Origin of the sequence: Acidovorax sp. ACV02 (genome assembly GCF_014851475.1) — a bacterium.
Lineage (GTDB): Bacteria > Pseudomonadota > Gammaproteobacteria > Burkholderiales > Burkholderiaceae_C > Acidovorax > Acidovorax delafieldii.
Map to the genome: position 1 here is coordinate 56,729 of NZ_JACUZU010000009.1, position 26,840 is coordinate 83,568.

30 protein-coding genes, 1 tRNA gene and 1 riboswitch are annotated in these 26,840 nt (G+C 66.1%); of the genes, 15 read left to right on the forward strand and 16 right to left on the reverse strand.

Annotation, left to right across the window (positions count from 1 at the left end; genetic code table 11):
- Nucleotides 1-11: 11 nt before the first annotated feature.
- The 4 genes from rpsD to IB236_RS20455 all read left to right on the forward strand — a co-directional run bounded on the left by rpsD (nt 12) and on the right by IB236_RS20455 (nt 2,387).
- Nucleotides 12-635: a 30S ribosomal protein S4 gene (rpsD, locus tag IB236_RS20440; RefSeq protein ID WP_008906515.1), complete on the forward strand. Its 624-nt coding sequence runs from the start codon at nt 12-14 to the stop codon at nt 633-635.
- Nucleotides 636-748: 113 nt separating this feature from the next.
- Complete coding sequence (gene rpoA / locus IB236_RS20445) at nt 749-1,741, forward strand: DNA-directed RNA polymerase subunit alpha (RefSeq protein WP_005793666.1); 993 nt, start codon at nt 749-751, stop codon at nt 1,739-1,741.
- A gap of 154 nt (nt 1,742-1,895) precedes the next feature.
- Complete coding sequence (rplQ, locus tag IB236_RS20450; RefSeq protein WP_008906513.1) at nt 1,896-2,288, forward strand: 50S ribosomal protein L17; 393 nt, start codon at nt 1,896-1,898, stop codon at nt 2,286-2,288.
- A gap of 22 nt (nt 2,289-2,310) precedes the next feature.
- Nucleotides 2,311-2,387, forward strand: a tRNA-Met gene (locus tag IB236_RS20455).
- Nucleotides 2,388-2,544: 157 nt separating this feature from the next.
- Here the strand turns inward: IB236_RS20455 and nhaR are convergent.
- Nucleotides 2,545-3,441, reverse strand: a complete 897-nt coding sequence (gene nhaR / locus IB236_RS20460; RefSeq protein WP_192421978.1) for a transcriptional activator NhaR — start codon at nt 3,439-3,441, stop codon at nt 2,545-2,547.
- Between the two features lie 148 nt (nt 3,442-3,589).
- On the opposite strand from nhaR, the gene IB236_RS20465 reads away from it, so the two are divergent.
- The gene (locus IB236_RS20465; RefSeq protein ID WP_056065396.1) at nt 3,590-4,138 is read left to right on the forward strand and encodes an Rrf2 family transcriptional regulator; all 549 of its coding nucleotides are present in this window, start codon (nt 3,590-3,592) and stop codon (nt 4,136-4,138) included.
- 83 nt (nt 4,139-4,221) lie between these two features.
- Here the strand turns inward: IB236_RS20465 and IB236_RS20470 are convergent, their stop codons facing one another.
- The 5 genes from IB236_RS20470 to IB236_RS20490 form a co-directional block, all read right to left on the reverse strand.
- Nucleotides 4,222-4,815 carry a MarC family protein gene (locus IB236_RS20470; RefSeq protein WP_015016008.1) on the reverse strand — a complete coding sequence of 198 codons (594 nt, stop codon included), beginning with the start codon at nt 4,813-4,815 and terminating at the stop codon, nt 4,222-4,224.
- Nucleotides 4,812-5,225: a VOC family protein gene (locus IB236_RS20475; RefSeq protein ID WP_056065399.1), complete on the reverse strand. Its 414-nt coding sequence runs from the start codon at nt 5,223-5,225 to the stop codon at nt 4,812-4,814. The genes IB236_RS20470 and IB236_RS20475 overlap by 4 nt, the downstream gene beginning before the upstream one ends.
- 51 nt (nt 5,226-5,276) lie before the next feature.
- Complete coding sequence (locus tag IB236_RS20480; protein WP_056065403.1) at nt 5,277-5,651, reverse strand: hypothetical protein; 375 nt, start codon at nt 5,649-5,651, stop codon at nt 5,277-5,279.
- A 64-nt stretch (nt 5,652-5,715) separates the two neighbouring features.
- Nucleotides 5,716-6,087, reverse strand: a complete 372-nt coding sequence (locus IB236_RS20485) for a TraR/DksA family transcriptional regulator (protein ID WP_056747886.1) — start codon at nt 6,085-6,087, stop codon at nt 5,716-5,718.
- 123 nt (nt 6,088-6,210) lie between these two features.
- On the reverse strand, nt 6,211-6,858 hold the full coding sequence (locus tag IB236_RS20490; protein ID WP_192421979.1) for a glutathione S-transferase: 648 nt from the start codon (nt 6,856-6,858) through the stop codon (nt 6,211-6,213).
- A gap of 122 nt (nt 6,859-6,980) precedes the next feature.
- Between IB236_RS20490 and IB236_RS20495 the strand changes: the two genes are divergently transcribed.
- The 6 genes from IB236_RS20495 to IB236_RS20520 all read left to right on the forward strand — a co-directional run bounded on the left by IB236_RS20495 (nt 6,981) and on the right by IB236_RS20520 (nt 13,274).
- Nucleotides 6,981-7,352: a DUF2946 family protein gene (locus IB236_RS20495; protein ID WP_015016003.1), complete on the forward strand. Its 372-nt coding sequence runs from the start codon at nt 6,981-6,983 to the stop codon at nt 7,350-7,352.
- An 80-nt stretch (nt 7,353-7,432) separates the two neighbouring features.
- Nucleotides 7,433-9,763 (forward strand): TonB-dependent receptor, encoded by a 2,331-nt coding sequence (locus tag IB236_RS20500; protein WP_192421980.1) that lies wholly within the window; start codon nt 7,433-7,435, stop codon nt 9,761-9,763.
- Nucleotides 9,764-9,777: 14 nt separating this feature from the next.
- Nucleotides 9,778-10,338: a YcnI family protein gene (locus tag IB236_RS20505; protein WP_056065414.1), complete on the forward strand. Its 561-nt coding sequence runs from the start codon at nt 9,778-9,780 to the stop codon at nt 10,336-10,338.
- A 62-nt stretch (nt 10,339-10,400) separates the two neighbouring features.
- Nucleotides 10,401-10,886: a copper chaperone PCu(A)C gene (locus IB236_RS20510; RefSeq protein ID WP_056065416.1), complete on the forward strand. Its 486-nt coding sequence runs from the start codon at nt 10,401-10,403 to the stop codon at nt 10,884-10,886.
- Between the two features lie 105 nt (nt 10,887-10,991).
- Nucleotides 10,992-11,861 (forward strand): PhaM family polyhydroxyalkanoate granule multifunctional regulatory protein, encoded by an 870-nt coding sequence (locus IB236_RS20515; protein ID WP_192421981.1) that lies wholly within the window; start codon nt 10,992-10,994, stop codon nt 11,859-11,861.
- A 78-nt stretch (nt 11,862-11,939) separates the two neighbouring features.
- The gene (locus IB236_RS20520) at nt 11,940-13,274 is read left to right on the forward strand and encodes an FIST N-terminal domain-containing protein (protein ID WP_192421982.1); all 1,335 of its coding nucleotides are present in this window, start codon (nt 11,940-11,942) and stop codon (nt 13,272-13,274) included.
- A gap of 52 nt (nt 13,275-13,326) precedes the next feature.
- On the opposite strand, the gene IB236_RS20525 is transcribed toward IB236_RS20520, so the two are convergent.
- Both IB236_RS20525 and IB236_RS20530 read right to left on the reverse strand, forming a co-directional pair.
- A complete protein-coding gene (locus IB236_RS20525; protein WP_056065422.1) occupies nt 13,327-14,652 on the reverse strand; it encodes a hemolysin family protein in 1,326 nt (441 codons plus the stop codon).
- A gap of 80 nt (nt 14,653-14,732) precedes the next feature.
- Complete coding sequence (locus IB236_RS20530) at nt 14,733-15,908, reverse strand: rhodanese-like domain-containing protein (protein WP_192421984.1); 1,176 nt, start codon at nt 15,906-15,908, stop codon at nt 14,733-14,735.
- 221 nt (nt 15,909-16,129) lie between these two features.
- Here IB236_RS20530 and IB236_RS20535 point away from each other — a divergent pair, with 221 nt between their 5' ends.
- Entirely contained in the window at nt 16,130-17,344 is a 1,215-nt protein-coding gene (locus tag IB236_RS20535) for a sulfite oxidase (RefSeq protein ID WP_192421986.1), read from the forward strand.
- A gap of 1 nt (nt 17,345) precedes the next feature.
- On the forward strand, nt 17,346-17,684 hold the full coding sequence (locus tag IB236_RS20540; RefSeq protein ID WP_056065430.1) for a cytochrome c: 339 nt from the start codon (nt 17,346-17,348) through the stop codon (nt 17,682-17,684).
- A gap of 56 nt (nt 17,685-17,740) precedes the next feature.
- Here the strand turns inward: IB236_RS20540 and IB236_RS20545 are convergent, their stop codons facing one another.
- Nucleotides 17,741-19,060 carry a D-amino acid dehydrogenase gene (locus tag IB236_RS20545; protein ID WP_192421988.1) on the reverse strand — a complete coding sequence of 440 codons (1,320 nt, stop codon included), beginning with the start codon at nt 19,058-19,060 and terminating at the stop codon, nt 17,741-17,743.
- Between the two features lie 95 nt (nt 19,061-19,155).
- Nucleotides 19,156-19,267, reverse strand: a riboswitch (glycine riboswitch).
- Nucleotides 19,268-19,495: 228 nt separating this feature from the next.
- Between IB236_RS20545 and IB236_RS20550 the strand changes: the two genes are divergently transcribed.
- Nucleotides 19,496-20,278: a 2-keto-4-pentenoate hydratase gene (locus IB236_RS20550; RefSeq protein WP_192421994.1), complete on the forward strand. Its 783-nt coding sequence runs from the start codon at nt 19,496-19,498 to the stop codon at nt 20,276-20,278.
- Between the two features lie 67 nt (nt 20,279-20,345).
- Here IB236_RS20550 and IB236_RS20555 read toward each other — a convergent pair whose 3' ends face one another.
- The 7 genes from IB236_RS20555 to IB236_RS20585 all read right to left on the reverse strand — a co-directional run bounded on the left by IB236_RS20555 (nt 20,346) and on the right by IB236_RS20585 (nt 25,816).
- Nucleotides 20,346-20,801: a YXWGXW repeat-containing protein gene (locus IB236_RS20555; RefSeq protein ID WP_056065438.1), complete on the reverse strand. Its 456-nt coding sequence runs from the start codon at nt 20,799-20,801 to the stop codon at nt 20,346-20,348.
- A gap of 156 nt (nt 20,802-20,957) precedes the next feature.
- Nucleotides 20,958-21,410, reverse strand: coding sequence for a YXWGXW repeat-containing protein (locus IB236_RS20560; RefSeq protein ID WP_056065441.1), 453 nt, complete (start codon nt 21,408-21,410; stop codon nt 20,958-20,960).
- A gap of 203 nt (nt 21,411-21,613) precedes the next feature.
- A complete protein-coding gene (locus IB236_RS20565; RefSeq protein ID WP_192421996.1) occupies nt 21,614-22,015 on the reverse strand; it encodes a hypothetical protein in 402 nt (133 codons plus the stop codon).
- Entirely contained in the window at nt 22,012-23,343 is a 1,332-nt protein-coding gene (locus IB236_RS20570) for an AarF/ABC1/UbiB kinase family protein (protein WP_192421997.1), read from the reverse strand. The genes IB236_RS20565 and IB236_RS20570 overlap by 4 nt, the downstream gene beginning before the upstream one ends.
- Nucleotides 23,330-23,905, reverse strand: a complete 576-nt coding sequence (locus IB236_RS20575) for a DUF2867 domain-containing protein (RefSeq protein WP_192421999.1) — start codon at nt 23,903-23,905, stop codon at nt 23,330-23,332. The genes IB236_RS20570 and IB236_RS20575 overlap by 14 nt, the downstream gene beginning before the upstream one ends.
- Nucleotides 23,902-24,795 (reverse strand): TetR/AcrR family transcriptional regulator, encoded by an 894-nt coding sequence (locus IB236_RS20580; protein WP_192422001.1) that lies wholly within the window; start codon nt 24,793-24,795, stop codon nt 23,902-23,904. The genes IB236_RS20575 and IB236_RS20580 overlap by 4 nt, the downstream gene beginning before the upstream one ends.
- Before the next feature lie 289 nt (nt 24,796-25,084).
- Nucleotides 25,085-25,816, reverse strand: a complete 732-nt coding sequence (locus tag IB236_RS20585) for a helix-turn-helix transcriptional regulator (protein WP_099729114.1) — start codon at nt 25,814-25,816, stop codon at nt 25,085-25,087.
- A gap of 133 nt (nt 25,817-25,949) precedes the next feature.
- Between IB236_RS20585 and IB236_RS20590 the strand changes: the two genes are divergently transcribed.
- Nucleotides 25,950-26,837 carry a hypothetical protein gene (locus IB236_RS20590; protein WP_225581282.1) on the forward strand — a complete coding sequence of 296 codons (888 nt, stop codon included), beginning with the start codon at nt 25,950-25,952 and terminating at the stop codon, nt 26,835-26,837.
- Nucleotides 26,838-26,840 lie beyond the last annotated feature (3 nt).

The window sequence follows — 26,840 nt, forward strand, 5'->3', positions numbered from 1 at the left end:
AGGAAGCTCAAGTGGCACGTTACCTCGGCCCCAAGGCCAAACTCTCCCGCCGTGAAGGCACTGACCTGTTCCTGAAGAGCGCACGCCGCTCGATCGCTGACAAGTCCAAGTTCGACTCCAAGCCTGGTCAGCACGGCCGCACCTCGGGTGCCCGCACCTCTGACTACGGTCTGCAACTGCGTGAAAAGCAGAAGGTCAAGCGCATGTACGGCGTGCTGGAAAAGCAATTCCGCCGTTACTTCGAAGCCGCCGAAGGCAAGAAGGGCAACACTGGCGCCAATCTGCTGTTCCTGTTGGAATCCCGTCTCGACAACGTCGTGTACCGCATGGGTTTCGGCTCCACTCGCGCTGAAGCGCGCCAGCTGGTGTCGCACAAGGCGATCACCGTGAACGGCAAGTCCGTGAACATTGCTTCGTACCTCGTGAAGACGGGTGACGTGGTGGCTGTGCGTGAAAAGTCCAAGAAGCAAAATCGCGTGGTGGAAGCCCTGCAACTGGCAGCTCAAGTGGGCATGCCCGCATGGGTGGAAGTGAATGCCGAGAAGGCAGAAGGCATCTTCAAGAAGGTGCCAGACCGTGATGAGTTTGGCGCCGACATCAACGAATCGCTGATCGTTGAGTTGTACTCGCGCTAATCGGTCGAGTACGTAATTCAAGAAAACCGTCCCTGAACCGCGAGGCATCGCGGTTTAGGCGCTTCACCAGCCTTACCGGTGTAACGAGCTGGGGGTATTGAGAGGAAGTCTGAATGCAAACCAATTTGCTGAAACCCAAGGCGATCAATGTCGAGCAGCTTGGCCACAACCGTGCCAAGGTCGCACTGGAGCCGTTCGAGCGTGGGTACGGCCACACGCTGGGCAACGCCATTCGGCGCGTCCTGCTCTCGTCCATGGTGGGTTACGCAGCGACGGAAGTCACCATTGCAGGCGTTCTGCACGAGTATTCGTCTATTGACGGTGTTCAAGAGGATGTGGTCAATATCCTGCTGAACCTCAAGGGTGTGGTGTTCAAGCTCCATAACCGTGATGAAGTGACGTTGAGCCTGCGCAAAGATGGCGAAGGTGTGGTCACTGCCCGTGACATACAGACCCCTCACGACGTGGAAATCGTCAACCCTGATCACGTGATCGCCAACCTGTCTGCTGGCGGGAAGCTGGACATGCAGATCAAGGTAGAGAAGGGTCGCGGCTATGTGCCCGGCAATCTGCGCCGCTATGCCGACGAATCGACCAAGTCGATTGGCCGCATCGTGCTGGACGCGTCGTTCTCCCCCGTGAAGCGTGTGAGCTACACCGTGGAAAGCGCCCGTGTGGAGCAGCGTACCGACTTGGACAAGCTGGTGGTCGAGATCGAGACCAACGGCGCGATCACTGCCGAAGATGCCGTGCGGGCATCTGCCAAGATCCTGGTGGAACAGCTGGCGGTATTCGCGCAGCTGGAAGGCGGCGAGCTGGCTGCGTTCGACGCACCCGCAGGCCCACGTGGCAATGCGACGTTCGATCCGATCCTGCTGCGTCCTGTGGACGAGCTGGAACTGACCGTGCGTTCTGCCAACTGCCTGAAGGCCGAGAACATCTATTACATCGGTGATCTGATTCAGCGCACCGAGAATGAGCTGCTCAAGACGCCTAACCTCGGCCGCAAGTCGCTGAACGAAATCAAGGAAGTGCTGGCATCGCGTGGCCTCACCTTGGGCATGAAGCTTGAGAACTGGCCGCCAGCAGGTCTGGACAAGCGTTAAGCCAAAGCTATAATCGAAGGCTGCCCAAATTTTGGGCGCCCGGTTTGATGTCCCCCGCAAGGGGGACTTTTCGTTCCCTCCGGGGAACAGTGCCTCGGACAGTACCTGATACGGCTGCCTGATTTAATTACATAGACAGTAGAAAGAAAGCACCATGCGCCACGGACACGGCCTTCGCAAACTCAACCGCACCAGCTCGCACCGCCTCGCGATGCTGCAGAACATGATGAACTCGCTCATCGAGCACGAAGTCATCAAGACCACCGTCCCCAAGGCCAAGGAACTGCGCCGCGTGATCGAGCCCATGATCACCTTGGCCAAGGAAGATTCTGTCGCCAACCGCCGCCTGGCATTCAACCGTCTGCGTGACCGTGACAGCGTGACCAAGCTGTTCAACGACCTGGGCCCGCGTTTCAAGGTGCGTCCTGGCGGTTACACCCGCATTCTGAAGATGGGCTTCCGCGTGGGCGACAATGCGCCTATGGCCCTGGTCGAATTGGTCGATCGTGCTGCAGAAACCGAAAATAATTCGGCAGCAGCTGAATAATAGGGTATAATTTATTTCTTACCGCGCGATGGAGCAGTCTGGTAGCTCGTTGGGCTCATAACCCAAAGGTCGGAGGTTCAAATCCTTCTCGCGCAACCAAAACATAGCAAGCATTGCTAAAACAAAACGCCCACTCCACAGTGGGCGTTTTGTTTGTGCTCTCACTCGTTGCTTGTGCTCCTCCATGAGGGCGCGAGTTGGCGTGTTGATGACAACTTGTTCCTCCTGCGCAGAGCGCCATCGCGCTCCTGCCGGCTCAGTGAGCGAACAGATCTGCCTTGGCGGCCTTGGTGATGGCCACCACACAGGGGTGCGTAATGCGCCTTTCAATGGAGATCGCAAAGAATTCCTCCACCAAGTCTGAGGAGCGGCCGATAACCTCCACGCCATACTGAGCAGTGGTCTCCTCTTCCAGCACGGAGGGGGATGTGAAGATGCCCCGGCCTTCACGCCCAAACGCATTCATCAACGCGCTGTCGTCAAACTCGCCGACGAGACGGGGTTGCAGGTGGTGCTTGTTCAGCCAGTGGTCGAGTTGCTGGCGAACGGACGACATAGGGCCTTGGATGAGCATGGGCGCGCCATGCAGGCACTGGGGGAACGGCCCCTCCAACTGCGCACGCAGGGCGGGAGCGCACAGAAAACTCATGCTGCTGGTGCCCAGTGGGTGGTTGAAGGCTTTGACGCCGATCTTGTTGGAAACAGGCTCGTCTGCCAGCACCAGGTCCAGCCGGTGCAGGCTCAACTGCGCAATCAATTCGGGGAACTTGCCCTCATGGCAGGTCATGTGCACGCGCTGCGGCATGCCCAGTGCGGGCTCCAGCAGGTGGTAGGCCACCGACTTGGCTATCGAGTCGGCCACCCCAACGCGGAATTCCAGCGGCTTCTCTTGTCCACGCGCCAGCCGGATGGATTTTTCCAGCTCGTCGCCCAGCGCGAAGATCTGTTCGGCATACCCCAGGGCCACACGCCCCTCACTGGTCAGCTCCAGTCCCCGTCCCCTTTTCCGGAACAGGTCGTGGCCCAGCCATTCTTCCAGCTGCTTGATCTGGCCGGACAGTGTTTGCGGAGTGGTGTTGAGCTGCTCACCGGCCCGCATCACACCGCCAGCCTTGGCAACCGTCCAGAAATAGCGCAGGTGCTTGAAGTTCATACAATCAATACTTCGTATAAATCGAAGAATACAACTCAATAAAACGAATATACGCGAAGTATGAAATTCTCTACATTGACGTTTGGCAGCTTCCGTGGCGATCTGCGCTGCGGCCTGGAGCTGCCTGTGTTCACAAGGAGTAGCAACGATGCGTATCACGACCCGAGGACAGCTGGCGGTGTCCGCCATGACCGACCTGGCCCTGCGCCAGAAGATGCGGCCCGTGCCCTTGTCCACCATCAGCGCACGGCAGGGGATTTCTCTGTCTTACCTTGAACAGCTGTTTAGCGCACTGCGCCGCGCCGGCTTGGTAGACAGTACCCGAGGGCCCGGTGGCGGCTATACCCTGGCGCGGCAAGCGGAGCAGGTATCGGTGGCTGAAATCATCCTGGCGGTAGAAAACCTCAAGACCGACGAGCTGCAGAACCTGGGGCCCAGTCAGGCCGCCCAGGTCAAATCCATGACGGGAGAACTGTGGACCAGCTTCAACTCCCGGGTGATGGAGTACCTGCAGTCGGTGACGCTTCAGGACCTTGTCACCCAGGCGCTGGAGCAGGGCACAGTCGTGGAAGAAAAAGCCCCTGCTGCGCGGGCCAAGCTGCCGCTGGCACCCAAGCCCCGCCCTTTGATGGCGCGGGTCAACGTGCCCAACTCGGTGTTTGCTCTGGGGACCATGCCGATCCTGCAGCGTCGCTGAAGCGGCCGCCGTGTGGTGCTGCGGGGCGCTGTGAACGGCGCCACGCACACACGAGGGCCGTTGCCAGCGGCTCCTGGCGCGGGCTACAGCTGGTGCGCCAGCTGCTTGATTCCCCGGATCAGCATCTCCACCGAGATCGCGACCAGGATCAGGCCCATCAGGCGTTCAAACGCCATCACCACGCGTTCGCCCACCAGGCGCTGGATGCGCTCGGCCAGCAGCAACACCACGGCACACACGGCCATGGTGACGCACAGTGCGCCCACCCATTCCCATCGCCGCTCGGGGGCCTGGGCCACCAGCAGCATCACCGTGGCCAGCGCCGAAGGGCCTGCCAGCGCGGGGATGGCCAGCGGCACGATCAGCGGCTCGCCCGGTAGCTCCGCCTGTGGTCCGTCCGCCGACGGAAAGATCATGCGCAGTGCGATCAGAAACAACACCACGGCACCGGCAATCTGCAACGACAGGTCGCTCAAATTCATGACCCGCAGGAACTCCGCCCCGAAGAACAGGAACACCAGCAGCAGTGCAAACGCAATCAGCACCTCCCGCAGGATCACCCGCGCCCGGCGCTCGGGCGCCACGCCCCGCAGGGCATTGGCAAAGATGGGGATGTTGCCCAGCGGATCGGTGATCAGCAGGAGCAGGATGGTGGCCGACGCGAAGGTGTAGCTCACGTTGCGTACACCGCGTCCAGCGAGCGAAAGCCCTTGATCTCAATCGGGTTGCCGCTGGGGTCGTGGAAGAACATCGTCCACTGTTCGCCCGGCTGGCCTTCAAAACGCACCTGCGGCTCCAGCACGAAGGCGGTGTCGGCGGCCTTCAGCCGTGCGGCCAGCGCATGCCAGTCGGGCAACTCCAGGATGGCGCCGAAGTGCGGCATGGGCACCAGATGGTCTCCCACGTGCCCGGTGCGGGCGCTGGCAAACGGCGTGCCCAGATGCAACGAGATCTGGTGGCCGAAGAAGTCGAAGTCCACCCAGGTGTCGGTGCTTCGGCCCTCCAGGCAGCCCAGCACGCCGCCGTAAAAGCGCCGGGCGGCATCCAGGTCGGTGACGTGAAAGGCGAGGTGAAAAAGGCTGCGCATCCCGCAGAGGATAGCAGCCAGTGCCACGCCGTGGCGCGGCCGGGAGGTCGGTCAGGCGACCGACGGATCGGCGGCCATGTTGTCAAACTTCTTGAAGTACTGGCGCGCCATGGCCACCAGCTGGGCGTCCGTCGGATGGTCTGCGGCCACCGAGTCGACCACCACGCCGGCCACGGCCGCATGGTGTTTGGCGGCCCAGTCGCGGAACTGGTTGCGCACCAGGCCCGGGCCGGCCAGCAGCACCTCGCGGGTGTCGGTCAGTGTCTGGGCGATATCGGCAAAAAACGGCGCGAGGTCGTCGGCCTTGCCCTGGTGCTTGTGGTGGCTGCGGGACTTGATGCGCTGGGCTTCCGCGTGTTCGCGATCGAACATCACTACATGGGCTTCGGATTGGTCCATCCAGACAACGGCGTGAAAAGTGCTCATGAATCGGCTTTCTTGAAGGAGTGAAAAAAAACGGGAAAGAAGCAGCCTGAGTGCGTGCGTTCGCTCATGCCGCCCGCCGGTGTTGCTCGGCCTTTTCCTGGCAATGCACACAGCGTGCGGCCTCGGGCGTGGCGTGCAGGCGGGCGGCGGTGATGTGGGTGCCGCAATCCGTGCACTCGCCGTAGGTGCCGGCCTCGATGCGGGCCAGGGCGGCCTCGACAGCCGCCAGGTGTGCGGTTTCGCGTTCGTCCAGGGCAAATTCCAGCTCGCGTTCGGTGGCAACCTGGGCACGCGGGTCTTCCGGTTGTCCGAAGTGGTCGGCGGCGGCCTCGGCGCGGCCGATGACACCGCCGCGCTGCGCGGCCAGTTGGGCCAGCAACTCGGATTGCTGGGCCAGTAACTGCTGGCGGAAAGGTGCGGCTTGGGTCTTGTCCATGCGGGGTCTCCTCGGGGTGATCGGATACCTGCATGGTGCGCCTGTGCGCGGCGCGCTGGGTTGACCAAGGTCAAGGGATGGCGCGCGGTGTCCCCACCCTGGTGACACCGCTGCGTGGCGGGCTCAGCGCTTGGGCGGGCGCGCCAGCATCTCGGCGGTGTTGGTCTTGCGGTCCGCGTTCACGCGCTGCACATGGGGGCGTTCGGCCATGCGGGCGAGGTAGTCGCGCACAGGCAGGTCGGCCAGGTAGTCCTTGCCGTAGATGATCTTGGTGGCGGAGCTGACCAGCGGCAGGTGAACGATGGCCGCGCAGTCGGCCATCGTGAAGGTGTCGCCGCCCACGTAGGGGCTGAACTTTGCCAACTGGCCGAAGGCGGCGATGTTCTTCTGCAGTTGTGCGCCCACCTTTTCCTTGGCGGTGTCGCTCACGGTACCGCCAAAGAACGCTTGCGGATACAGGTTGCGTGCCACCAGCTCCAGGTGCAACTCCAGAAAGGTGATCAGCTCGCGCACCTTGGCGGCCTGGAAGGGGTCGGCCGGGATCAGTGGGTGATCGGGGTGGGCGGCTTCGATGTAGTCGGCGATCACCGCCGATTCACACAGCGCTCCCTGCGGCGTGCGCAGGTAGGGCACCTTGCCCAGCGGGCTGGCGCTGCGATCGGTCTCGCCCACCCAGGCCAGTTCTTCGGTGAACGGCAGGCCCTTTTCGAGCAGCGCAAGCTTGACCTTGTTGTAGTAGTTGCTGGCCGAAAAGCCGCAGAGTGTGAGCATGGTGTGTCTCCGATGTGTTGTAGGGGCAAGCGCACATCCTAGGCCCGCACCTGGTGCGGGGCGGTCACGCAGATGACCCGTGCGCTGGCTGGCGCGGACTGCGCACCTACAATGGCGCTTCCATGTCGTTGCCGTCCCTCCAAACCATCCGCAGCCTTCGCTGGCTCGCCCGCTGTGTGCTGGCGTGGTTTGTGTTGTCGATCGGCGTGGCCGTGGCGTCGCCGCTGGTGCACCCGCAGGCCATGGAGCTGATCTGCTCCGGCTCGGGAGCGATCAAGGTGCTGGTCAAGACCGACGACGGCGCCAAGGAGCTGCCCAGCCACACGCTGGACTGCCCGCTGTGCGCGCATGTGGGCGCTCCCCCTCCCGCATCGCAGGCCCAGCTGCCTGTGGTCCACCCGCTGGCGCATGCCCTGCGCCCCATCCCTGCCGCGCACATTGCAGCGCGCACCGCCGCGCCCCTGCCGCCGCGCGGGCCCCCATCGCTCTCCTGAAATCGCTATTGATTCGATAGCTGCTGGCGCATGATTCACTTGCGCTTGCGGCCTATTTGGTTTGATTTTCAGGAGTTTCCATGCGCAACAGCCGCATGGCGCTGGCCGTGGCCAGTGCCTTTCCCGTCGTCCTTGGCATCGCGTCCGCCGGGGCTTCATCCGCATTCGCCCAGACCGCTGACAGCACCAGCACCACCAGCCATGCCCCCGTCAAGGAACTGGGCGTGGTCACCATCACCGGCGGCCAGCCCACCTCGCTGCCCACGCAGATCCCCACCACCATCGAGGGCGTGACGCGTGAGCAGATCGAGCATGCGATCAACGCCACCGACAGCGAAGACGCCCTCAAGTACCTGCCCAGTCTGCTGGTGCGCAAGCGCTATATCGGCGACTACAACCACGCCGTGCTGTCCACCCGCGCCTCGGGCACAGGCAACCCGGCGCGGTCCATGGTGTTTGCCGATGGCATTTTGCTGAGCAACTACTTGGGCAACGGCCCCACCAACGCGCCACGCTGGATGCTGGTCACGCCAGAAGAAATTGAGCGCGTGGACGTGCTGTACGGCCCGTTTTCGGCCGCCTACGCAGGCAACTCGGTGGGTGCGGTGGTGGACTACGTCACGCGCATGCCGACAAAGTTCGAGGCGCACGGGCAGGTGAGCTATCAGCACCAGCCCTTTGACCTGTACAACACCAACGGCACCTATGGGGGCAAGCAGGTGAGCGCCTCAGTGGGCAACAAAAATGGCGACTGGTCGTGGTTCCTGAACTTCAACAAGACCGACAGCGAAGGCCAGCCGCTCACCTTCCCCACGCGCCTGGTGTCTGCGGGGACCGTGGGCAATGCGGGCACGCCAGTGACGGGCGCAGTGCTGGGCAACAACCGCAGCAACCAGCCCTGGTACCTGCTGGGCACGGCCACCCAGTACCACACGCAGCAAGACCACATCAAGGCCAAGATCGCCTACGACTTCTCGTCCACCGTGCGCGCCGCCTACACCTTCGGCTGGTGGCACAACGCATCCGAGGGGCGGCCCACCAGCTACCTGCGCGATGCCAATGGCAATGCGGTGTACGGCGGCACGGTCAACATCAATGGCCGCTCGTTTGCGCTCGCGCCCACGGACTTCAATGTGTCCAACGAAGACCTCACACATTTCATGCACGGCCTGTCGGTCAAGAGCCGCACGCAGGGCGTGTTTGATTGGGAGGTGGCAGCCAGCCTGTACGACTACCAGACCGACACCCTGCGCGCTGCTACCGTGGCGCTGCCTGCCGCGCTGAACGGTGGTGCAGGGCGCATCGTCAACAGCAAGGGCACGGGCTGGAACACGCTGGCCGCCAAGGGCACCTGGCGGCCCGATGGGCTGCAGGGAACGCACATCGTGGACTTTGGCTTGCAGCGCGACAGCTACCAACTGCGCACTATCGAAAACGCCACGACGAACTGGATCAGCGGTGATGCAGGCGCCCGCAACCAGGCCTTCAACGGCGACACGCAGCTCATTGGCCTGTGGGCGCAAGACACGTGGAAGATCGCGCCACGGTGGAAGGCCGTGCTGGGCGCCCGCGCCGAGCGCTGGAGCGCCAGCAACGGCCAGACCGGCAACGCCACCACCACGCTGAGCCACCCCGAGCGTAACGAAACCTATGTGTCGCCCAAGGCGGCCGTGGCCTACCAGGCCAGCGACCTGTGGGTGCTCAAGGCCTCCACCGGACGCGCCGTGCGCATGCCCACCGTGGCCGAGCTGTACCAGGGCGGCATCAACGGCAGCGGCACGCTCATCAACAACGACCCCAATCTGAAACCCGAGAAGAGCTGGACCACCGAGCTGACCGCCGAGCGGGACATGGGCAATGGCCTGCTGCGCCTGACAGCCTTTTTTGAGCGCACGAAGGACGCGCTGTACTCGCAAACCAATGTGCTCGTCACACCCAACGTGACCAACGTGCAGAACGTGGATGCCATCCGTACCAAGGGCATTGAGCTGTCGTACCAGGCCGCCAACGTCTTTGTGCGCGGGCTGGAGCTGGGCAGCAGCCTGACCTGGACGGATTCCAAGATCACGCGCAACGACAAGTTCCCGGCCAGCGTCGGCCAATGGCAGCCCCGCATCCCCGAGTGGCGCGCCACTGCGGTGGCCACCTACCGGCCCGATGACAAGTGGTCGTACACCCTGGGCGCGCGCTACAGCGGCAAGCAGTACAGCACGCTCGACAACAGTGACCCCAACGGTTTTGCCTACCAGGGCGCGAGCCGCTACTTCACCACCGATGTGCGCGTGCGCTACCAGATCACCAAAGCGGTCAGCGCCGCCGTGGGCATCGACAACCTCAACAACTACCAGTTCTGGAACTTCCATCCCTACCCGCAGCGCAGCTACATGGCCGAGCTGAAGGTAAGCCTCTGAAAGGAAAATATCCCATGTCTCTGAACACTATGAAAAAGATAGCTGCTGCCGCATGTTTGACTAGCGCTACCGCCCTGTTTGGCACTGCATCTGCCCATGTGGTGCTCGAATACCAGGTGGCCCCGGCCGGCGCCAGCTACAAGGCCGCGTTCAAGGTCGGCCACGGCTGCGGAGCGTCGCCCACGCGGCAGGTCGTGGTGGACATCCCCGCAGGCATGCGCGGTGCACGCCCCATGCCCAAGCCGGGCTGGACGCTGGAGGTGCAGCGCGACAAGCTGGCCCAGCCCTACACCAGCCACGGCCGCAGCATCACAGAAGACGTGGTGCGCATCACCTGGACGGCCAAGACGCCGGACGACATGTTGCAGAGCGCGCACTACGACGAGTTTGTGCTCGTGGCCCAGGCGCCGGAGCAGGCCGGCACCGTGTACTGGCCGGTGCGCCAGGTCTGCACCGAGGGCCGCAACGATTGGACCGAGGTGCCCAAGGCAGGCCAGCAGCTGTCGGACCTGAAGTCCCCTGCCGCAGCGCTGGAGATTCTGCCCACCGGTGGCGCCGCTGCCCACAATCATTGACAGTCGGGCCCAGAGCCTGTTGCCGCTTCCCTTCTTCTCTCGCAAACCGAAAGACATTCACCATGAAAAAACTGCTTCACACCGCTGCCGTCTTTGCCGCACTGCTGAGTGCCCCTGCATGGGCCCAGACCGCCGCCGTCAAGGTCGAAGGCGCCTGGGCGCGTGCCAGCGTGCAGGGCCAGAAGGCCACGGGCGCATTCATGCGCCTGACCGCCAAGGACGGTGCTCGCCTGGTACGTGCCGAGTCGCCTGCTGCCGGCCTTGCCGAGGTGCACGAGATGAAGATGGAAGGCGACATCATGAAGATGCGTGCGGTGCCTACGCTGGACCTGCCCGCAGGCAAGACGGTGGAACTCAAGCCCGGGGGCTACCACATCATGCTGCTGGACCTGAAGGCGCCCCTGGCCAAGGACAGCGCGGTGCCCATCACCCTGGTGTTCCAGGACGCCAAGGGCGTGGAAAGCAAGCTCAACCTCACGCTGCCCGTGGGCACGGCTGCACCCGGTGGCGCCACGGCGGGCAGCATGATGGATGGGCATAAACACTGAGGTGACAGCCGCCGCAGCGCCTTCGCGGGCGCAACGCATTGGAGTAAGCTGTGACTCCTCAGAACCTTCAGCAGGTTCTCACGACCCACCTCTTGCGGAGCGGCCATGAGCGACACATCCAACTTCGGTTTCGGCAAATTCGTCCCCGGTTTTGACTTTTTGCAAAGCCTTGCCAAGGGGGCGTCCAGCAGCATTCCGCAGTTGCCCAACCTCAGCAATTGGGTGGCGCCCACCATCAGCGTCGAAGAGCTGGAAAAGCGCATCGACGAGCTCAAGGCCGTGCAGTTCTGGCTGGAGCAGAACTCGCGCGCGCTGGCCGCCACCATCCAGGCGCTGGAGGTGCAGAAGATGACCCTGGCCACGCTCAAGGGCATGAACTTCAGCATGGGCGACGTGGCCAACGCCTTCAAGCTCAAGACCGCCGACACGGTGATGAGCGGCGTGCAAAAAGCCGCTGACACGGTGACCGGCGCCGCCGAGGCCGTGGCGGGTGCTGCCGCCCGCGTGACCGGCCGCGCCAGCGCTGCCGACGAGTCCGAGGAGGAGCCTGCTGACACCGAGCCCGCCCCTCAACCCGCCAAAGGCAAAGCCAAGGGAAAGACAGCGGCGGCCGCCGAGCCTGCCGTGGTGGACCCGATGCAGTGGTGGGGCGCGCTCACGAGCCAGTTCCAGCAGATTGCCACCAACGCCATGAAGGACGCGGCCAAGCAGACCGCCATCGACACCACCAAAAACATGGCCACCGGCCTGGCCAAGGAAGCCCTCAAGACGGCGACCGGCATGGCCAGCCAGTTTGCCGCCAAGGGCATGCAGACCATGCAGGGCGGCGCCAAGCGCGCCGCCGCGTCCTCAGCGGGCACTGCCAAGAAGGCCGCTGCCGCCAAGAAACCCGCAGCCCGCAAAACCACCACGAAACCCGCCGCCGCAAAGGCCGGCAGCACCCGCAGCCCTGCGGCACGCAAGCGAGCGGGCTGACGCCAAAGCGGGCCGGTGTGGCAGCCCGCAGATGGCGCGGCACTGCCCCACCCCCGCCCAGGCCTGGAGACCATCACCATGAAACTCTTCCCCACCGGCCATGCCACCCACCCGCAGTGGCGCATGGCCGCTGCGCTGGTACTGGCGCAGTTGCGCGCCCAGATGGCATTGCCTGACTACGCGTCGGCGCCCACCCTGGGCCTGCTGTACATCACCGACCACTATGCCAACGAGGCCCAGGCGCTGCTCGACTACCTGAGCAGCGAACTGCCCGAGGTGACCGACTGGAGCGGTACCGTGGGCGTGGGCGTGTCGGCCAACAATGCCGAATACTTTGACGAGCCGGCTCTGTCGGTCATGCTGTTCGATGTGCCGGCCGACCAGTACCGCGTGTTTTCTGGCGTGGCGCCGCTGCCCGCCCACGCGCCGCATGCCGACGCAGGTTTTGTGGCCCATACCGCGCTGGTGCATGCCGACGGCCACACGCCGGAATTGGCCGAACTGCTGACCGAGATGGCCGCGCGCACTGACACCGGCTACCTGTTTGGCGGCCTCAGCGCCAGCCGCACGGCCAGCGTGCAGTTTGCCGTGGGCGGCGACGGCAACATGGCCGGGCAGGGCGGTGCCAGCGGGGTGTTTGACGGGGGCCTCTCGGGCGTGGCGTTTGGCGCGGGTGTGTCGCTGGTGTCGCGCGTCACGCAGGGCTGCCAGCCCGTGGGCGCGCTGCACACCATCACGGCCGCTCAGGAGAACGTGGTGCTTGCGCTGGATGGCGAGCCGGCGCTGGATGTGCTGCTCGATACGCTGCAGGTGTCGCTCGACGGTGGCGACCCGCAGCCTGCCCTGCGCAAGGTGCGCGCCACGCTGGCCGGGCTGGTCAGTGCGGGTGAGCAGCCACAGGGCCAGCGCCGCACGGGCCACTTTGGCACCGACACGCGCGTGCGCCATATCCTGGGGTTGGACGGCTCCCGCCGGGGTGTGGCCCTGGCCGACCATGTGGAGCCCGGCATGCACCTGGCGTTCTGCCAGCGCAACGTGGCGGCCGCGCGGGCGGACCTCATGCGCATCTGCGCCGAGATCCGCGAGGAACTATCGCCGGAGGAGCTGGAGCCCGCGCCCATGGTGGCGTCCGGCGCGCCAGGGGAACTGGCCGCTGCGCCGGGCGTTGACGGACATGCTGGAGCGCAACCGCAGACGGGGCGGCGCATTTGCGGTGCGATCTATGTGAGCTGCTCGGGCCGGGGCGGGCCGCATTTTGGCGGGCCCAGCGCCGAGCTGCAGATCGTGCGCCATGCGCTGGGCGATGTGCCACTGGCCGGATTTTTTGCGGGCGGCGAGATCGCCCACCACCATCTGTACGGCTACACCGGCGTGTTGACCGTATTTGTGGACGGCGAGCCCTCGCCGTCCTGAGGTAGACGAGGGGACTGGCTGGCGCAGCAGCCCCCGCCATAGTCAACGCCGGTCAGCCCGCGCCGTTCTCGTCGGACTCGGCTTTTTCTTCGGGCGTCAGCCGCGTGGCCAGGATCTTGTCGATGGTCTTGCCATCCATGTCCACCACTTCCAGCTTCCAGTCCTCCCACTGCACCGTGTCGGTCACCTTGGGCAGGCGGCCGGTCAGCAGCATGATCATGCCGCTGAGTGTGTGGTAGCGGCCGCGCTCTTCCTCGGGCACGGCGTCCAGGTTCAGGCGGTCCTTCAGCTCGGGCACGGGGATGTGGCCGTCCAGCAGCCAGCTGCCGTCCTCGCGCTGCAGCGCCCACGAGGTCTCGGGGTCGCGCGGCTGGAACTCGCCGGTGATGGCCTCGATGAGGTCCTGCAGCGTCACGATGCCCTGCACCTCGCCGTATTCGTCGATGACAAACGCCATGTGCACGTCCGACAGGCGGAAGTTGTCCAGCAGCTCCATGCCCGTGATGGTCTCGGGCACATACAGCGCCGTTTGCAGCGGCTGGTCGGCCAGGCCACCACGCGCCTTGTCGCGCAGGGTGCGGGACAGCCACTGGCGCGCGTTGATCACCCCCAGGATGTTGTCCATGCCGCCGCGCACCACAGGGAAGCGCGCATGGTCGGACTCTTCAATGCATTGGAGGTTGTCTTCAAACGGAGCATCAATGTCCAGACACACCACATCCCCGCGCGGCACCATCAGCGAGCCGATCTGGCGGTCGTCCAGTCGGAACACGTTGCGCACCATGGTGTGCTCGTGCGACTCGATCACGCCGGCGGTGGTGCCTTCGACCAGCATGGCGTGGATCTCTTCTTCGGTCACCGGGCTGCCACTGGTTTCCTTCACACCCAACAGGCGCAGCAGCGTGCGTGTGGATGTGGACAGCAGCAGCACAAACGGCTTGGTGGCCAGCGCCAGAAAGTTGATGGGCCGTGCCACCAGGCGGGCAAAGGTCTCGGGGTACGACTGGCCGATGCGCTTGGGCACCAGTTCGCCCACCACGATGGAGAAGTACGTGATCAGCACCACCACCAGACCCGTGGCCGCGTAGCCGCCGTAGGGCAGTGGCACTCCCAGGCGCTCCAGCCACGAGGCCAGCGGCGCGGCCAGCGCGGCTTCGCCCACGATACCGTTGAGCACGCCGATCGACGTGATGCCGATCTGGATGGTGGAGAGGAAGCGCGTGGGGTCTTCGCCCAGCTTCACGGCCGCGGCGGCACCGCTATCGCCCTCATCAATCAGCTTTTGCAACCGGACTTTGCGGGCCGTGACCAGAGCGATCTCTGACATGGCAAACAGGCCGTTGAGACAGATGAGGGCGAACAGTATTGCTATTTCCATACAAAGGGCGCCTTGCGCGCCCTTGGGAGTTGAGAAGCGACCAATTGTAAGGACAGGGGCCAGAGGCCTTGCGCAGACTCCTAGCCACCTTCGGTTGGCAGGCCGGTTTCGTCCCATTCGGGCAACCCGCCGCGCAGCCAGTACACCGACTGGAAGCCCTTGGCGGAGGCTACCTTGGCTGCCTTGTAGGACTTCCAGCATTCGGCGCCATTGCACGCAAAAATCACCGGCTTGGCTCTGTCCAGGCCCTGAAGCTTGTCCAGCGCCTGAAAGTCATCCTGCGCGGCATTGAAGGCCACGTCCTTGAGGCTCTTTTCCACATACGCTGCGAATACGGCCCCGCGGATGCGCTTGGTCTTGAATTCCTTTTCGGTGCGGGTGTCCACCAGCGTGGCGCCCTGCGCCAGCAGGGTCTGGGCCTCGCGCGCGGTGACACGGTTGACCCCAGGCAGGCTGGTGGGCGTGAACAGCCCCAGCTCGGCCACGCGACGGTATTCCACCACCTCCGGGCGCACGGAGATTGGCGGCAGGCCGCTGGCGGAGGACGACGCGTTGAACCACTGGGCCAGCTTGTTGCGCGCATCCGCCGGCAGGTCTTTTTTCACCACGATGGAGAACCCGCCCGGAACGGGCTGCGACGTGGCCAGCACCCGCGCGGTGCCGGGGTGCGCCGCAGACCATTCGGCCCAGTCGTCCTCGCGCACCACGGTGGCATCGGCCGTGCCCAGGGTCAGGGCGGTGAGGCCCGCCTGGGGAAATTTTTCGTACTGCACGGCGCGCAGGTCCTGGAACGACAGTCCTGCCTCGTTCAGCATGCCGCGCGCCATGTAGGTATAGACCGAGTCCTGCTGGGGCAGGTAGAGTCTGCGGCCCTTCATCGCAGGCACTGCCGCCAACTGCTGCAGCCCGACCAGCAGGTATCTGTCTGATTTTTGCGTAGCGCCCACCAGTTCGTAGCCGCGTTGCAATGCAGACGCAGCCACCTGGGCAGGGCCAATGAAGATGTCATAGCCCGCGCTGCGGGTGGCGCGCATCACGTCGGCCATATCGTCGCTGGTCGTCAGTGCCACCGACTGGCCCGCGGCTTTCGACAGGCCTGATTCGGCAGCGGTGCGCAGGATGGAATGCGCCGCCTTGCGGGCGGTGGGTTCCACGGCCACGATGGCCGTCAGCTGGGCCTGTGCTGCGCTGCATCCCAGCCATAGGACAAGTAGCAGTCCCAGCGGGCCTCGGGTCGGTTTTCTGGTGGTGTTCATTGCGCTGCTCCTCTCCCCAAAACAAAGCGCGAATATGCCCACGCCCCCCGCACCTGCGTACGAATGTTTCCGATCTTTTGTTCTTGTTACTTCTGCTCACGACGCCGTGCGTGCGGCAGGAGGAGCGGCCGCACAGAATGCGGGCTGACCCGATCCCCCGTCCCCGCTCAATGGCGAGGGGCTACAAGGTTTTGTCCACCCCACTATTTGGAGACGTTTCCATGAAAGATTCGATGACCCTGCCGCGCCGCCACATGTTGGCCGGAAGTGCTGCCGCCCTGAGCGCGCTGGGCCTGGCCGGATGGACGGGCAGTGCGCGGGCCCAGCAGGCCGCAGCCTCTGCGGCCAAGCCGCTGCCCGCCTATGCGGGGTGGAAGTCGCCGGATGCGTTGATCGTGCACAGCAGCAGCACCCTGGAGACGCGCCGCTCCGCGTTCGGCACCAGCGTCATCACGCCGTCCAACCAGCTGTACGTGCGCAACAACCTGCCTGCGCCCGACGCGGCCATCCTGGACAACCGCGACGCGTGGACGGTGTCCGTCGAAGGGGTCAAGAGCCCGCGCAGCCTCACCCTGGCTGAGCTCAAGACGCTGGGCGTGGAGACCGTGGCCACCGTGCTGCAGTGCTCGGGCAATGGCCGGGGCTTTTTCCCCAGCAAGCCCAGCGGCACCCCCTGGTCGGTGGGCGCTGCCGGTTGTGTGGTCTGGAGCGGTGTGCCGCTGCGCAACGTGGTGGCCGCCCTGGGCGGGCTGGCCGATGGTGCCGCCTACCTGACCGGCACGGGGGGCGAGAAGCTGCCCGAAGGCGTGGACCCGCTGTCGGTACTGGTGGAGCGCTCCGTGCCTGTAAAGGCGATGGACGATGCCCTGCTGGCCTGGGAGATGAACGGCGAGCCGCTGTCGCTGGCGCATGGCGGGCCGCTGCGGCTGGTGGTGCCCGGCTACCAGGGCGTGAACAACATCAAGTACGTCAAGCGCGTGGCGTTTACCAGCGCACAGTCGCAGGCGCGCATCATGTCGCACGGCTACCGCATGTCGCCGCCCGGCAGCAAGGCCAGCCCCGACCAGCCTTCGGTGTGGGAGATGGGCGTGAAGTCGTGGATCAACGGCCCCTTGCCCGACAAGGAGGCACTCAAGCCCGGACAGGTGCAGGTGCATGGCGTGGCCTTTGGCGGCACGCGCGGCATCAAGGGCGTGGAGGTGTCGGCCGATGGCGGCAAGACCTGGTTGGCGGCCAAGCTCATCGGCCCCGACCTGGGCCCCTTTGCCTGGCGGCAGTTTGCGCTGCCCGTGCGCCTGGAGGCGGGCACCCATGTGCTGGCCAGCCGCGCCACCGACACGGCGGGCAATGTGCAGGCCGAGCAGCGCGAGGAAAACCTGGGCGGCTACAACAACGCCAGCTGGCGCGACCACGCCGTCACCGTGACCGTGGCCTGACATGGGTGGATTGAACCGAGCGCGCCGCCTTGCCGTGGCGGTGTGGTCGGCTGGCGCCTGTGCGTCGGCCTGGGCCGCCGACCCTGCCGAACTGGCGCGCGGCAAGGAGCTGTTCACCAAGATCCAGCCCGCCTGCGCCGTGTGCCACACGCTCCAGGCCGCCGGTGCCGAGGGCCAGGTAGGCCCGGTGCTGGATGAACTGAAACCCGACGCCGGCCGTGTACTGCGTGCGCTCAAGGCAGGCATCGGCGTGATGCCGTCCTATGCCGAGCGCATGAGCGAGAAGGACATGCTGGCCGTGGCGCAGTTTGTGGCACACGCCACAGGCGCGGCCAAGTAGGCGCAGCCTCTCGCGGCGGTTGCAGCGGCCTTGCCTCGCTGCAACCGCGCGCTGCTTCAGGCTGCCGTGCGCGACGGCACCAGCGCCGCCCCGGCTGCGCGCCCCTGCAAGCCCTGGAACGCAAAGTCCACCTCGGGCACCCGGCCGCTCACGATGTCGGCCAGGGCCTTGCCCGAGCCGCAGGCATGCGTCCAGCCCAGCGTGCCGTGGCCGGTATTGAGGAACAGGTTGCCCACCTTCGTCTTGCCAATCAGCGGCACGTTGCTGGGCGTGGCGGGGCGCAGACCGCTCCAGAACTGGGCCTGGCTCGCGTCGCCCGCGCCAGGGAAGAGCTGTTCCACGCGCCGCACGATGGCCTCGCAGCGCACCTGGTTCAGGTGGCGGTCATAGCCGTTCAGCTCGGCCGTGCCTGCAATGCGCAGACGGTCGCCGCCGCGTTCGCTGGTGTAGCGCGAGAACACGAGCTTGAACTCGTCGTCCGTCAGGCTCACCTGGTGCGCCTTGCTGGCGTCCTTGACCGGCATGGTCACCGAGTAGCCCTTGGCCGGGTAGATGGGCAGCTGGATGCCCAGCGGCTGCGCCAGCAGCGGGCTGAACGAGCCCATGGCCAGCACAAACGCGTCGCCGCGCACGCGCTCGAAGCGACCTTCGGCATTGGTCACTTCCACATGGTCGATGCGGCCGCCTGCCTCGCGCAGCGCGGTGATGTGGTGGCCCATGCGGAACTGCACGCCCGCCGTCTCGCACAGCTTGGCCAGCTCGCGCGTGAACTGGTTGGCGTCGCCGGATTCGTCCTCGGCCGTGAAGGTGGCGCCCGCCAGCTGCGGGCGGATGTGGGCCAGCGCAGGCTCGATGCGCACGGCCTCGTCGGCGCTGATGACCTGGCGCTCGCAGCCCAGCGCGCGCATCTGCTCGGCCGGGGCCAGCGCGCCGTCGAATTCCTTTTGGTTGGTATAGAAGTGGAGGATGCCCTGCGTGCGCTGGTCGTACTGGAGGCCGGTGGCCGCGCGCAGCTGCTGCAGCGTGTCGCGGCTGTAGGTGCCCAGGCGCACGATTTGCTCGATGTTGTGGCGCGTGCGCGCTGGCGTGCAGTTACGCAAAAAGGACAGGCCCCACAGCCACTGGCGCATGTCGGCGCGGATGCGGAACAGCAGGGGCGCATCCTCCTTGCCCAACCACTGCAGCACCTTGAGCGGCGCGCTGGGGTTGGCCCAGGGTTCGGCGTGGCTCACCGAGATCTGACCTCCGTTGGCAAAGCTGGTCTCGGCACCGGGCGCACCCTGGCGGTCGATGACGGTCACCTCGTGGCCGAGTTGCGAAAGGAAATAAGCCGAAGTCACGCCGAGCAAGCCGGCGCCCAAAACGATCACGCGCATGATTTTCAAAGCCTTTCTGGGCTCTGGCGCTAGAACAACATGCGCTGGCAGCTATGAATTCAATAGCGTGCAGCTGGCGCATGAATGCCCTAGCTGCCGCTCCCCCTGTCCTTGGTACCTGAGAGATTCACCGCCACCCACCCGGGCTGCGGCTTGCTCCTTCGGTGCGCTTCGCGTTGCGCGAGGCGGCTCTCCAGACGGCTTTGATGAATGGTGCAGTACGGGACCTGAGCGTGTATGGGAGTTTGCGCCTTCGGTGCAGCGGCGGCCTGTGGCTGCCGTGCTCTCCTGCGAGGCCGATTCTAGGGGCCAAGCCTGCGCGCAAGATCGACTCCGGCTGCTAATGGGGCGCAATCGTTGCTGATGCAGCGGCGCGGGGCCGCTGGTGAAGGTGCCGATAATCCGCCGACCCCTTATCCCACTGAGAGTTTTGCCATGCCCCCCGCCACTTTGGACCCTGTCGCCAGCGCCGCCATCATCACCCGGGCCCGGGAGGGGCGCACCCCCCGCCCGCTGGACTTTCCCGCAGGGCTTCGCCCACGCGATGCCGCCGAGGCCTACGCGGTGCAGGACGCCGTGGTGCGTGCGCGCGGTGACATCGCAGGCTGGAAGGTCGGCGCCGCGTCGCCCCAGGCGCAACCCGCGCGGGCCGCTCTCACGCGCGATTCGGTGTGGGCGGCCGCAGCGGGTGAGGCGGTTGCTCTGTCTGCAGCGGGTTTTGCCGTGATGGGCGTGGAGGCGGAGCTGGTGTACGAACTGGGGGCCGACCTGCCCGCCCGCGCCACCCCCTACAGCGCCGCCGAGGTGCTGGCGGCGGTGGTGTCGGTGCGCGCCGCCATTGAGGTATGCGACACGCGCTTTGCTGCATGGGCGCAACAGGGCGAGTGGAGCCGTCTGGCCGACCAGGCCTGCCACGGGGCGCTGATTGTGGGGACTGGCACCAACGATGTGGCCGCCGTGCAGCCCCTGGCGCAAGCGGTGACCTTGTGGGTGAACGGGGCAGTGGCCGTACAGCATGCCACCTGGGGCAATCCGGCGGGCGACCCGCTGCGGCTACTGGTGTGGCTGGCCAACGAAGGCGCGCGCAGCCTGGGCGGGCTGCGCGCGGGGCAGTGGGTCACCACGGGGTCGTGCACTGGCACCGTGCTGGTGGCGCCAGGTACCGAGGTGGTGGCGGACTTTCCGGGGCTCGGTCGGGCTGTGTTGTTGCTGCGGTAACAGTGTTCCGCCGCTGCCGCAGGGACGGGGCCTGCTCAGCGCCCTGGTCGCGGCGGGAGTTGCTCCCTCAATTGCGGCGCGGGTTGTCCGGCTGGCTGTCACGGCGGTTGGGCACACCGTCGCCATCGCGGTCCCGGTCGTTGCGGTTGGAGATGCCGTCACCGTCGCGGTCCCAGCCACCGCGTTGCATCTCCCACCGGCCTTCGCGTTCGATCCACTGGGGCTGGCGATATTGGTAGCCGTTGCGCGCCTGCACCCAGTGGCCGCGCACCCAGTGGTGGCGGTTGCCACGCCATTCCCAGTGGCCTTCTTCCCATACCTGGCCTCGGCGAGGGCGGGGCATCGCTTCGTTGCGCGGAGGTGGGGGCGCAGGAATCACCTGGTAGGTGGGCGCAGTCTGGTAGCCGCGCTCGGGTTGGCCGGACTGAATGATGACGGTGCCCTGGGTGGCGGCCTGCGCAGGAGCGAAGGCCAAAAACGCCATAAGCGCGAGGGATGCTGCGGTGAGCGGGTGGCGGGCCATGAGTGTCTCCTGTGGGTGGTTCGATGCGGAACCGGGTGTTTCGATGGTGCACGGGCACCCGGCGCCGCGCTGTAGGCGCGATGCCGCCCCTGGCGTAGGCGCAGGGGGGCGCTCTGGGGCTGGCCTGCGCGCTACCGCAGGCGGCCGCCCCTCGGCTTAACGGCGGTAGGGGTTGTCCGGGCGATGGTCGTAGCGGTTGGGCACGCCATCACCATCGCGGTCCCGGTCATGGCGGTTGGGCACACCGTCGCCATCACGGTCCCAGCCCCCGGGCTGCATGTTCCAGCGCCCGCCGTGTTCGACCCAGCGGGGCTCGCGGTAGTGGTAGCCAGGGCGGGCCTTCACCCAGTAGCCCTGCATCCACACGTGGCGGTGGCCGCGCCACTCCCAGTGGCCGGGCACCCACACCATGCCGCGGCGCGGGTGCGGTGCCACCTCGTAGCGGGGTGGGGGCGGTGCCTGGTACTGCACAAGTACCGGGGCGGGTTGCCGGTAGACGGGTGTACCAGCCTGGATGACAACGGTGGCGCTGGTCTGCGCCTGCGCCGCGCTCGCGGCGCCCAGCGACAGCAGGGCGATGGACACAGCGGCAAGTGCTTTGCGGGCCATAAGGTTCTCCTCAGATGTGATTCCTTGCGGAACCGGAGACTTCATGGTGCGCACGCTGCGTCAAGCCGGTGTAGTCTCATTGCGAAGCTTTGTGAAGTTGTGTTGCCGACTTCGGAGGCAAACGGTTGCAGCGTGATGTTTGTCACGCCTGCTCAGGCATCCGGCGTCGGCGTCCCCCATTCACCTGCCCGCGATGGCTTGCTTCAGCGCCACCACACCAGCGCCGCAATCACCAGCAACGCACACCATGCCGGGTGTCTGCCATGTGTGGCAAAGAACACCAGCACGCCACTGGCCAGGGTGGCAAGGCCCACCACATCGGCGGCCCAGGCGCCCAGGGCAGCGTCCCAAGGCGCGGTGCCCAGGCGCCAGAGCAGGGCGCTCAACGCCCAGCACAGCACCGAGGCCACATGCCAGGTGCCCCACAGGATGCGCAGGTGCGGGGTGTGCAGCACCTGCCGCGCAGTGCCGGGCTCCACGCGCCCCGCCGTTGGGTGCCCCTGCGTGCGCAGGCTACGAAACAGCAGAAGCTCTCCCAGCACCGAATGGGCCACACCCACCAGGGCCAGCCCGGCTGCCGCCAGGGTCAGCGCCGTGTTGGTCATGGGTGAATGGCCAGCGCCTCGGGCGCCCGGGTGTGCACCCGGGCACCCAGCTGCGTCAGCAGGTGCATCAGCCCCATCCACATGCGCTCGAATGCGGGCATCTCGCCAGGGACCTGGGCCAGGTGCAGGCCCAGCACGCGCTGGTGCTGGCCGGGGGTGATGGGCGGCGGTGTCTTGGTGCCAAAGTCAAACACCGGCTGGGTGAAGGGCTCCATCTGCCAGGCCTGCATCTCGGCCAGTGCGGGGGCGAGTTCGCTGGTGTAGGCCTGCACGGTCAGGTCCTTGCGCAAGAGCCCCAGCGCCTGGTAGGCCTGCAGTACCTGCGCATTGCGCGCGGGGTCGGCGGGAGCGCGCAGCAGGGCCGACCACGCATGCACCACCTGCGCCCGGAATGCGCTGGGCAGGGCACGCGTGCAGCCAAAGTCGAGCACGCCCACCGTGCCATCGGGCGCGAACAGAAAGTTGCCCGGATGCGGGTCGGCATGCACCCGCCCCAGCACAAAGATGCAGTGCATGAACCAGTCCCACAGGTGCTGCCCAGCCTGGTCACGCAGCGCCTGCGATGGCTGTGTGGCCAGCCAGGCCTGCAGCGGCTGGCCGGGCAGAAATTGCTGCGTGAGCACCTGGGCCCGCGTGTGCGAGAGCACGGGCTGCGCCATCACCACGCCCGGCCGGGCCGCGTGCTGGGCGAACCACTGCATTTGTTCAGCCTCCTGCAGGTAGTCCACCTCGCGCAGCAGCGTGGCCTCGATCTCGGTCATCACGCTGTCCAGTACGGCATCCGCAGGCAAAGGCATGTCGGTGTGGGCCAGCGCGCGCAGCGCGGCGCGCATCAGTTGCATGTCGCTCGCAATGGTCGCGGCAATGCCGGGGTACTGCACCTTGACAGCCACCGTGCCGTGGCCTGCCAGCTGCGCGCGGTGCACCTGGCCCAGGCTGGCGGCGGCAAACGCAGTGGGTTCAAAGTGGTCGAACAGCGCCTCTGGCTCCTGCCCGAAGGCCTGGCGGAACACGCGGCCCACCAGGGCTCGGTTGAGCGGCAGGGCCTGGTGGTGGGCGCGAGCCAGTTCGCTGCGCACGCCGTCGGGCAGCAGGCCCGGGTGCATGCTGAGCAGCTGTGACACCTTGAGCGCCGAGCCGCGCAGCTGCCCCAGCGCGCCAAACAGGATGCGGCCCAGCGCTGCCTCGTGCTCGGTCTGCGCCTGGGCCGAGCGCTTGCACGTGCGGTGCGAGAGCTCGGCCATACCGATGCGCGCTGCCGCGAGCCCCGTGATGGCACTGCGGGCCAGCTTGCCGGTGCGGGGTGCTTCCGCGTCAGTTTTGGCCATGGTCTGCCAGGCGCTGCGCCGTGCCGCGCGCTATGACGCGGTGGATGGGCGTGATCACCGCCATGTAGGCATGGCCGAGTGTGTTGTGGATGTGCACCACCGTGCTCAGCACCACGCGGGGCGTGGCGCCAGCGGCGGCGGGCTGTTTGCAGATGGACACCTGTACGTCCAGGTGTTTGTCGTCCTGGCCCATCACCACCTCGGTGTCGCTCAGATGCCGGATGCGGAAGATGCCGACGCGGTCGCCCACGCGGTAACTGCGCGCGTCGCGCAGAGGCCGGCCACTGGCGGGTGGATGGTCATCGTCCAACTGGCCCAGGTCCTTCAGGCCCACCAGGCGCACGGCCTTGTTGCGCACGAACATGAGGGCGCGGGTCCATGCCGGGGTGCGGGCCGCCACGTCCAGCCACGACTGCAGGGCAGAGCGTGTGGGGTGCCGGTCGGCCACCTCGTAGGCATCAAAAAAATCTGCGCCCGGCAGTGTGGCGTGGATGGCGGTGCCGGGCGGCACTTGTGTGGCGCGCGCGGTGGTGGGCGCGGCGAGGGCAGGGGTCGCATTCATGGAGCGCTCTTTTTCTTGCGGGGCGTGGCGTTGGGCTGGGCGGCCGGTGCCCCGGTGGGGGGCGTGGCAGCGCGGGGCTTGCGCGGTGCTCGGGGGGGCTGCGAAGGCGTGGTGGCCGGGCTTGCGGCGGCGGCTGCCATGGGAGCGGGTGCCCGGGCTGTGGGGGCGCTGGCCATGGCCTGCTGGGCCATGTGCAGCATGCCCATCAGGCCGCTGCCGTGTTGCACCATGCGGGCCATCTGGCTGCGCAGCACAAAGCCACCCAGTTGCAGCACGCGGTTGACCAGCCCGCCGCGCAGCGCCTGCACCAGCACGCCCAGTGACAGGTCCACCAGCTGCGTGGTGTCGGCAAATTCGTCGGAGGTGTCGGCCAGCCAGTAGCTCACCACACCCGCAAGGTAGTCGGTGTAGAGGCTGCCCGCCAGGCCCTTGAAGTCGCAGGGCTCGATCTCGCCGCTGGCCTCGGCGGCTTCCAGAAAGCTCGCCACCGCATCGCGCAGGTTTTGGCGCGCTGCCAGCGGCTCGGCCAGCATCGACAGCGGCGAGCGCCGGGCCAGGCCGCGCACCTGGGCCACGAACTCGCGGTCGGCCAGCAGGCGCTCCAGCACGGCATCGGTCAGGCGCTGCAGCTTTTCTTGCAGGCCGTAGCCCGCAAAGCCCGGCGTCTGCAGCGTGTCGGCCAGCGCCTGGTGGGCCACGTCGTCCAGGTAGCCCAGCACGATGCGGTCCTTGGTCGGAAAGTATTTGTAGATCGTGGCGTCGCCGATACCGGCGGCACGCGCGATGTCTTTCATCGTCGTGCCGTCAAAACCCTGGCGGGTCATGAGATCCACCGCGCTGGCCACGATCTGGCGGCGCGTGGCGTCTTGCTGCTGGCGGGTGGTTTTCATTTGACTATTCTTAAGTTGATTGAATTTGCAATTTAAAGAATAGTTATTTCTGTTTGTGGCGTCAAGCCATCTCTTGCCGGGCGCAAGGAGGGTTTTTGAGGCATTTTTGAGCCCATGCGCAGGTATTTCATGCGCTGATAGCTATCAAAAAGATAGTGATTGGAGGCTGGTTCATGGCACTGCGGCCAGTCCCCGCACCTGTGAGGCGCCCGCTGCGCTCAACCAAGGGCAGAAGTTGGCGGGCAGCGACGGCTGCCGCTTGCAGGGGCCCGCGAGATCGACAGGACGCTTACCGCCGCATGCTGGCAAACGCCTCAAACTCCCAGCTGCGCATCGCCAGCAGCAGGGTGTAGCCCTCGCGCTCGCGGTCGGGCAGCTTCTGGTCGGCCAGGTGCTGCTGGGCAAAGTCCTGCGCCACGCGCTGCATGCGCTCCATGAAGGCGGGCGCCAGGCTGCGGCTGATGTTGCCGTGCACCAGCAGCACGCCTTCGCCCAGTCCGTCAAAGCCGCCCGCAAAGTAGTCCAGCAGCGCATGGTCGCGGAAGTAGTTCATCACCGGGCCATGTGGGCGCCAGCGGAAGGTCTTGGCCAGCTTGAGGCGGTAGCGGTTGAGCGGCCGCAGCTCGATGATGCCGATGCGGTCCAGCTGCGCCAGGTACTTGATGCCTTCGGCCTCCGTCAGGCGGTAGTAGCCGGTCACCTGCTCCAGCGTCCACTGGCTCAGCACACAAATTGCCATCAGCAGCAGCTTCTTGTCCGCCACCACGGCTTTTTCCTGCTCGTGGGTCAGCTCTTTCAGCAAGGGCTGCTCGTCGGCCACGCGCCGCGCCAGGTCGGCAAAGTCCAGCGCCAGCGCGCGGCAGATGGCATCGATGCGCGACAGCGGCATGTCGCCCTTGGCCAGCATGCGCTTGACGCTGGACTCGGCCATGCCCAGCGCCTGCGCCAGGTCGGCGTAGGTCATCTGCGCGGTCTTGAGTTCTTTTTTGAGGGCGGTGACAAGGTCGGCGGTCGTGCTCATGGGTTGGGGACTCCTGGGTATCGATTATCAATACCCGAAGGTGCGTGGGTAGCCCCTTGCGCGACTTTTTGAGGCGGCCGATGCGGCCGCTGCCCACACTGCGCGGCATCGTTCACTTTCTACGGTGTGTGTGATGCGTATTGCTTCTGTGACTCCCCTTCGTTTGCGCGGCCTGGCAACGCTGCCGCGCCTGTCCTGTGCCGAAACCGGCCTGCTGCTGGGCGTGGCCGCGCTGCTCGCGCTGGCGCTGTTTGGCCCGGGGCTGCCCGCCAGTCAGCACCAGCATGACTTTGCCGACCAGCGCACGTTGTGGGGCATTCCCTGTGCGCTCGATGTGTTGAGCAACCTGGCCTTTGCGTTGGCGGGTGCATGGGGTTGGTGGGTGCTGCGCCGTGTGCCGTCGGGCGCTCTGGACGCCACCCCCCGTGCGCTGGCCGCCCTGTTCTTTGGCGGGCTGCTGTGCACCGCCGCAGGCTCGGCGCTGTACCACTGGCAACCGCAGGACGCGGGCCTGCTGTGGGACCGTTTGGGCATGGTGCTGCCCTTTGCGGGGCTGCTGGGCCTGGCGGCGGCCAGCCGGGTGAGCGCGCGGGCGGGCGTGGTCGCTGCAGGCTCCGTGCTGCTGGCCGGGCCACTGGCCGTGTGGGTCTGGGTGCACACCGGCAACCTGTTGCCCTGGGCCGTGGTGCAACTGGGTGGTCTGCTCGTGGTGCTGGTGCTGGCATGCCTTCCACGCCGGGTCGATGGTCTGGCTCTGCACCTGGGCGTGGTGGTGCTGTTGTACGCCCTGGCCAAGCTGCTGGAGACGGCAGACCACTCGGTGTTCGAGGCCACGGGCGGATGGGTGTCAGGCCACAGCCTCAAGCATGTGCTGGCGGCGGGCGCGGCCTGGCCGGTGCTGACGGCACTGGGGGCGCTGGTGGCTTTGCGCCACAGTGACGCGGCGGCGATGTCGCTGGTCATGCCGTCCGGGCAGAATGGCGCCCACGCCGTGGGTGTCGCCCGCAGATCCGGCGCATGAAGC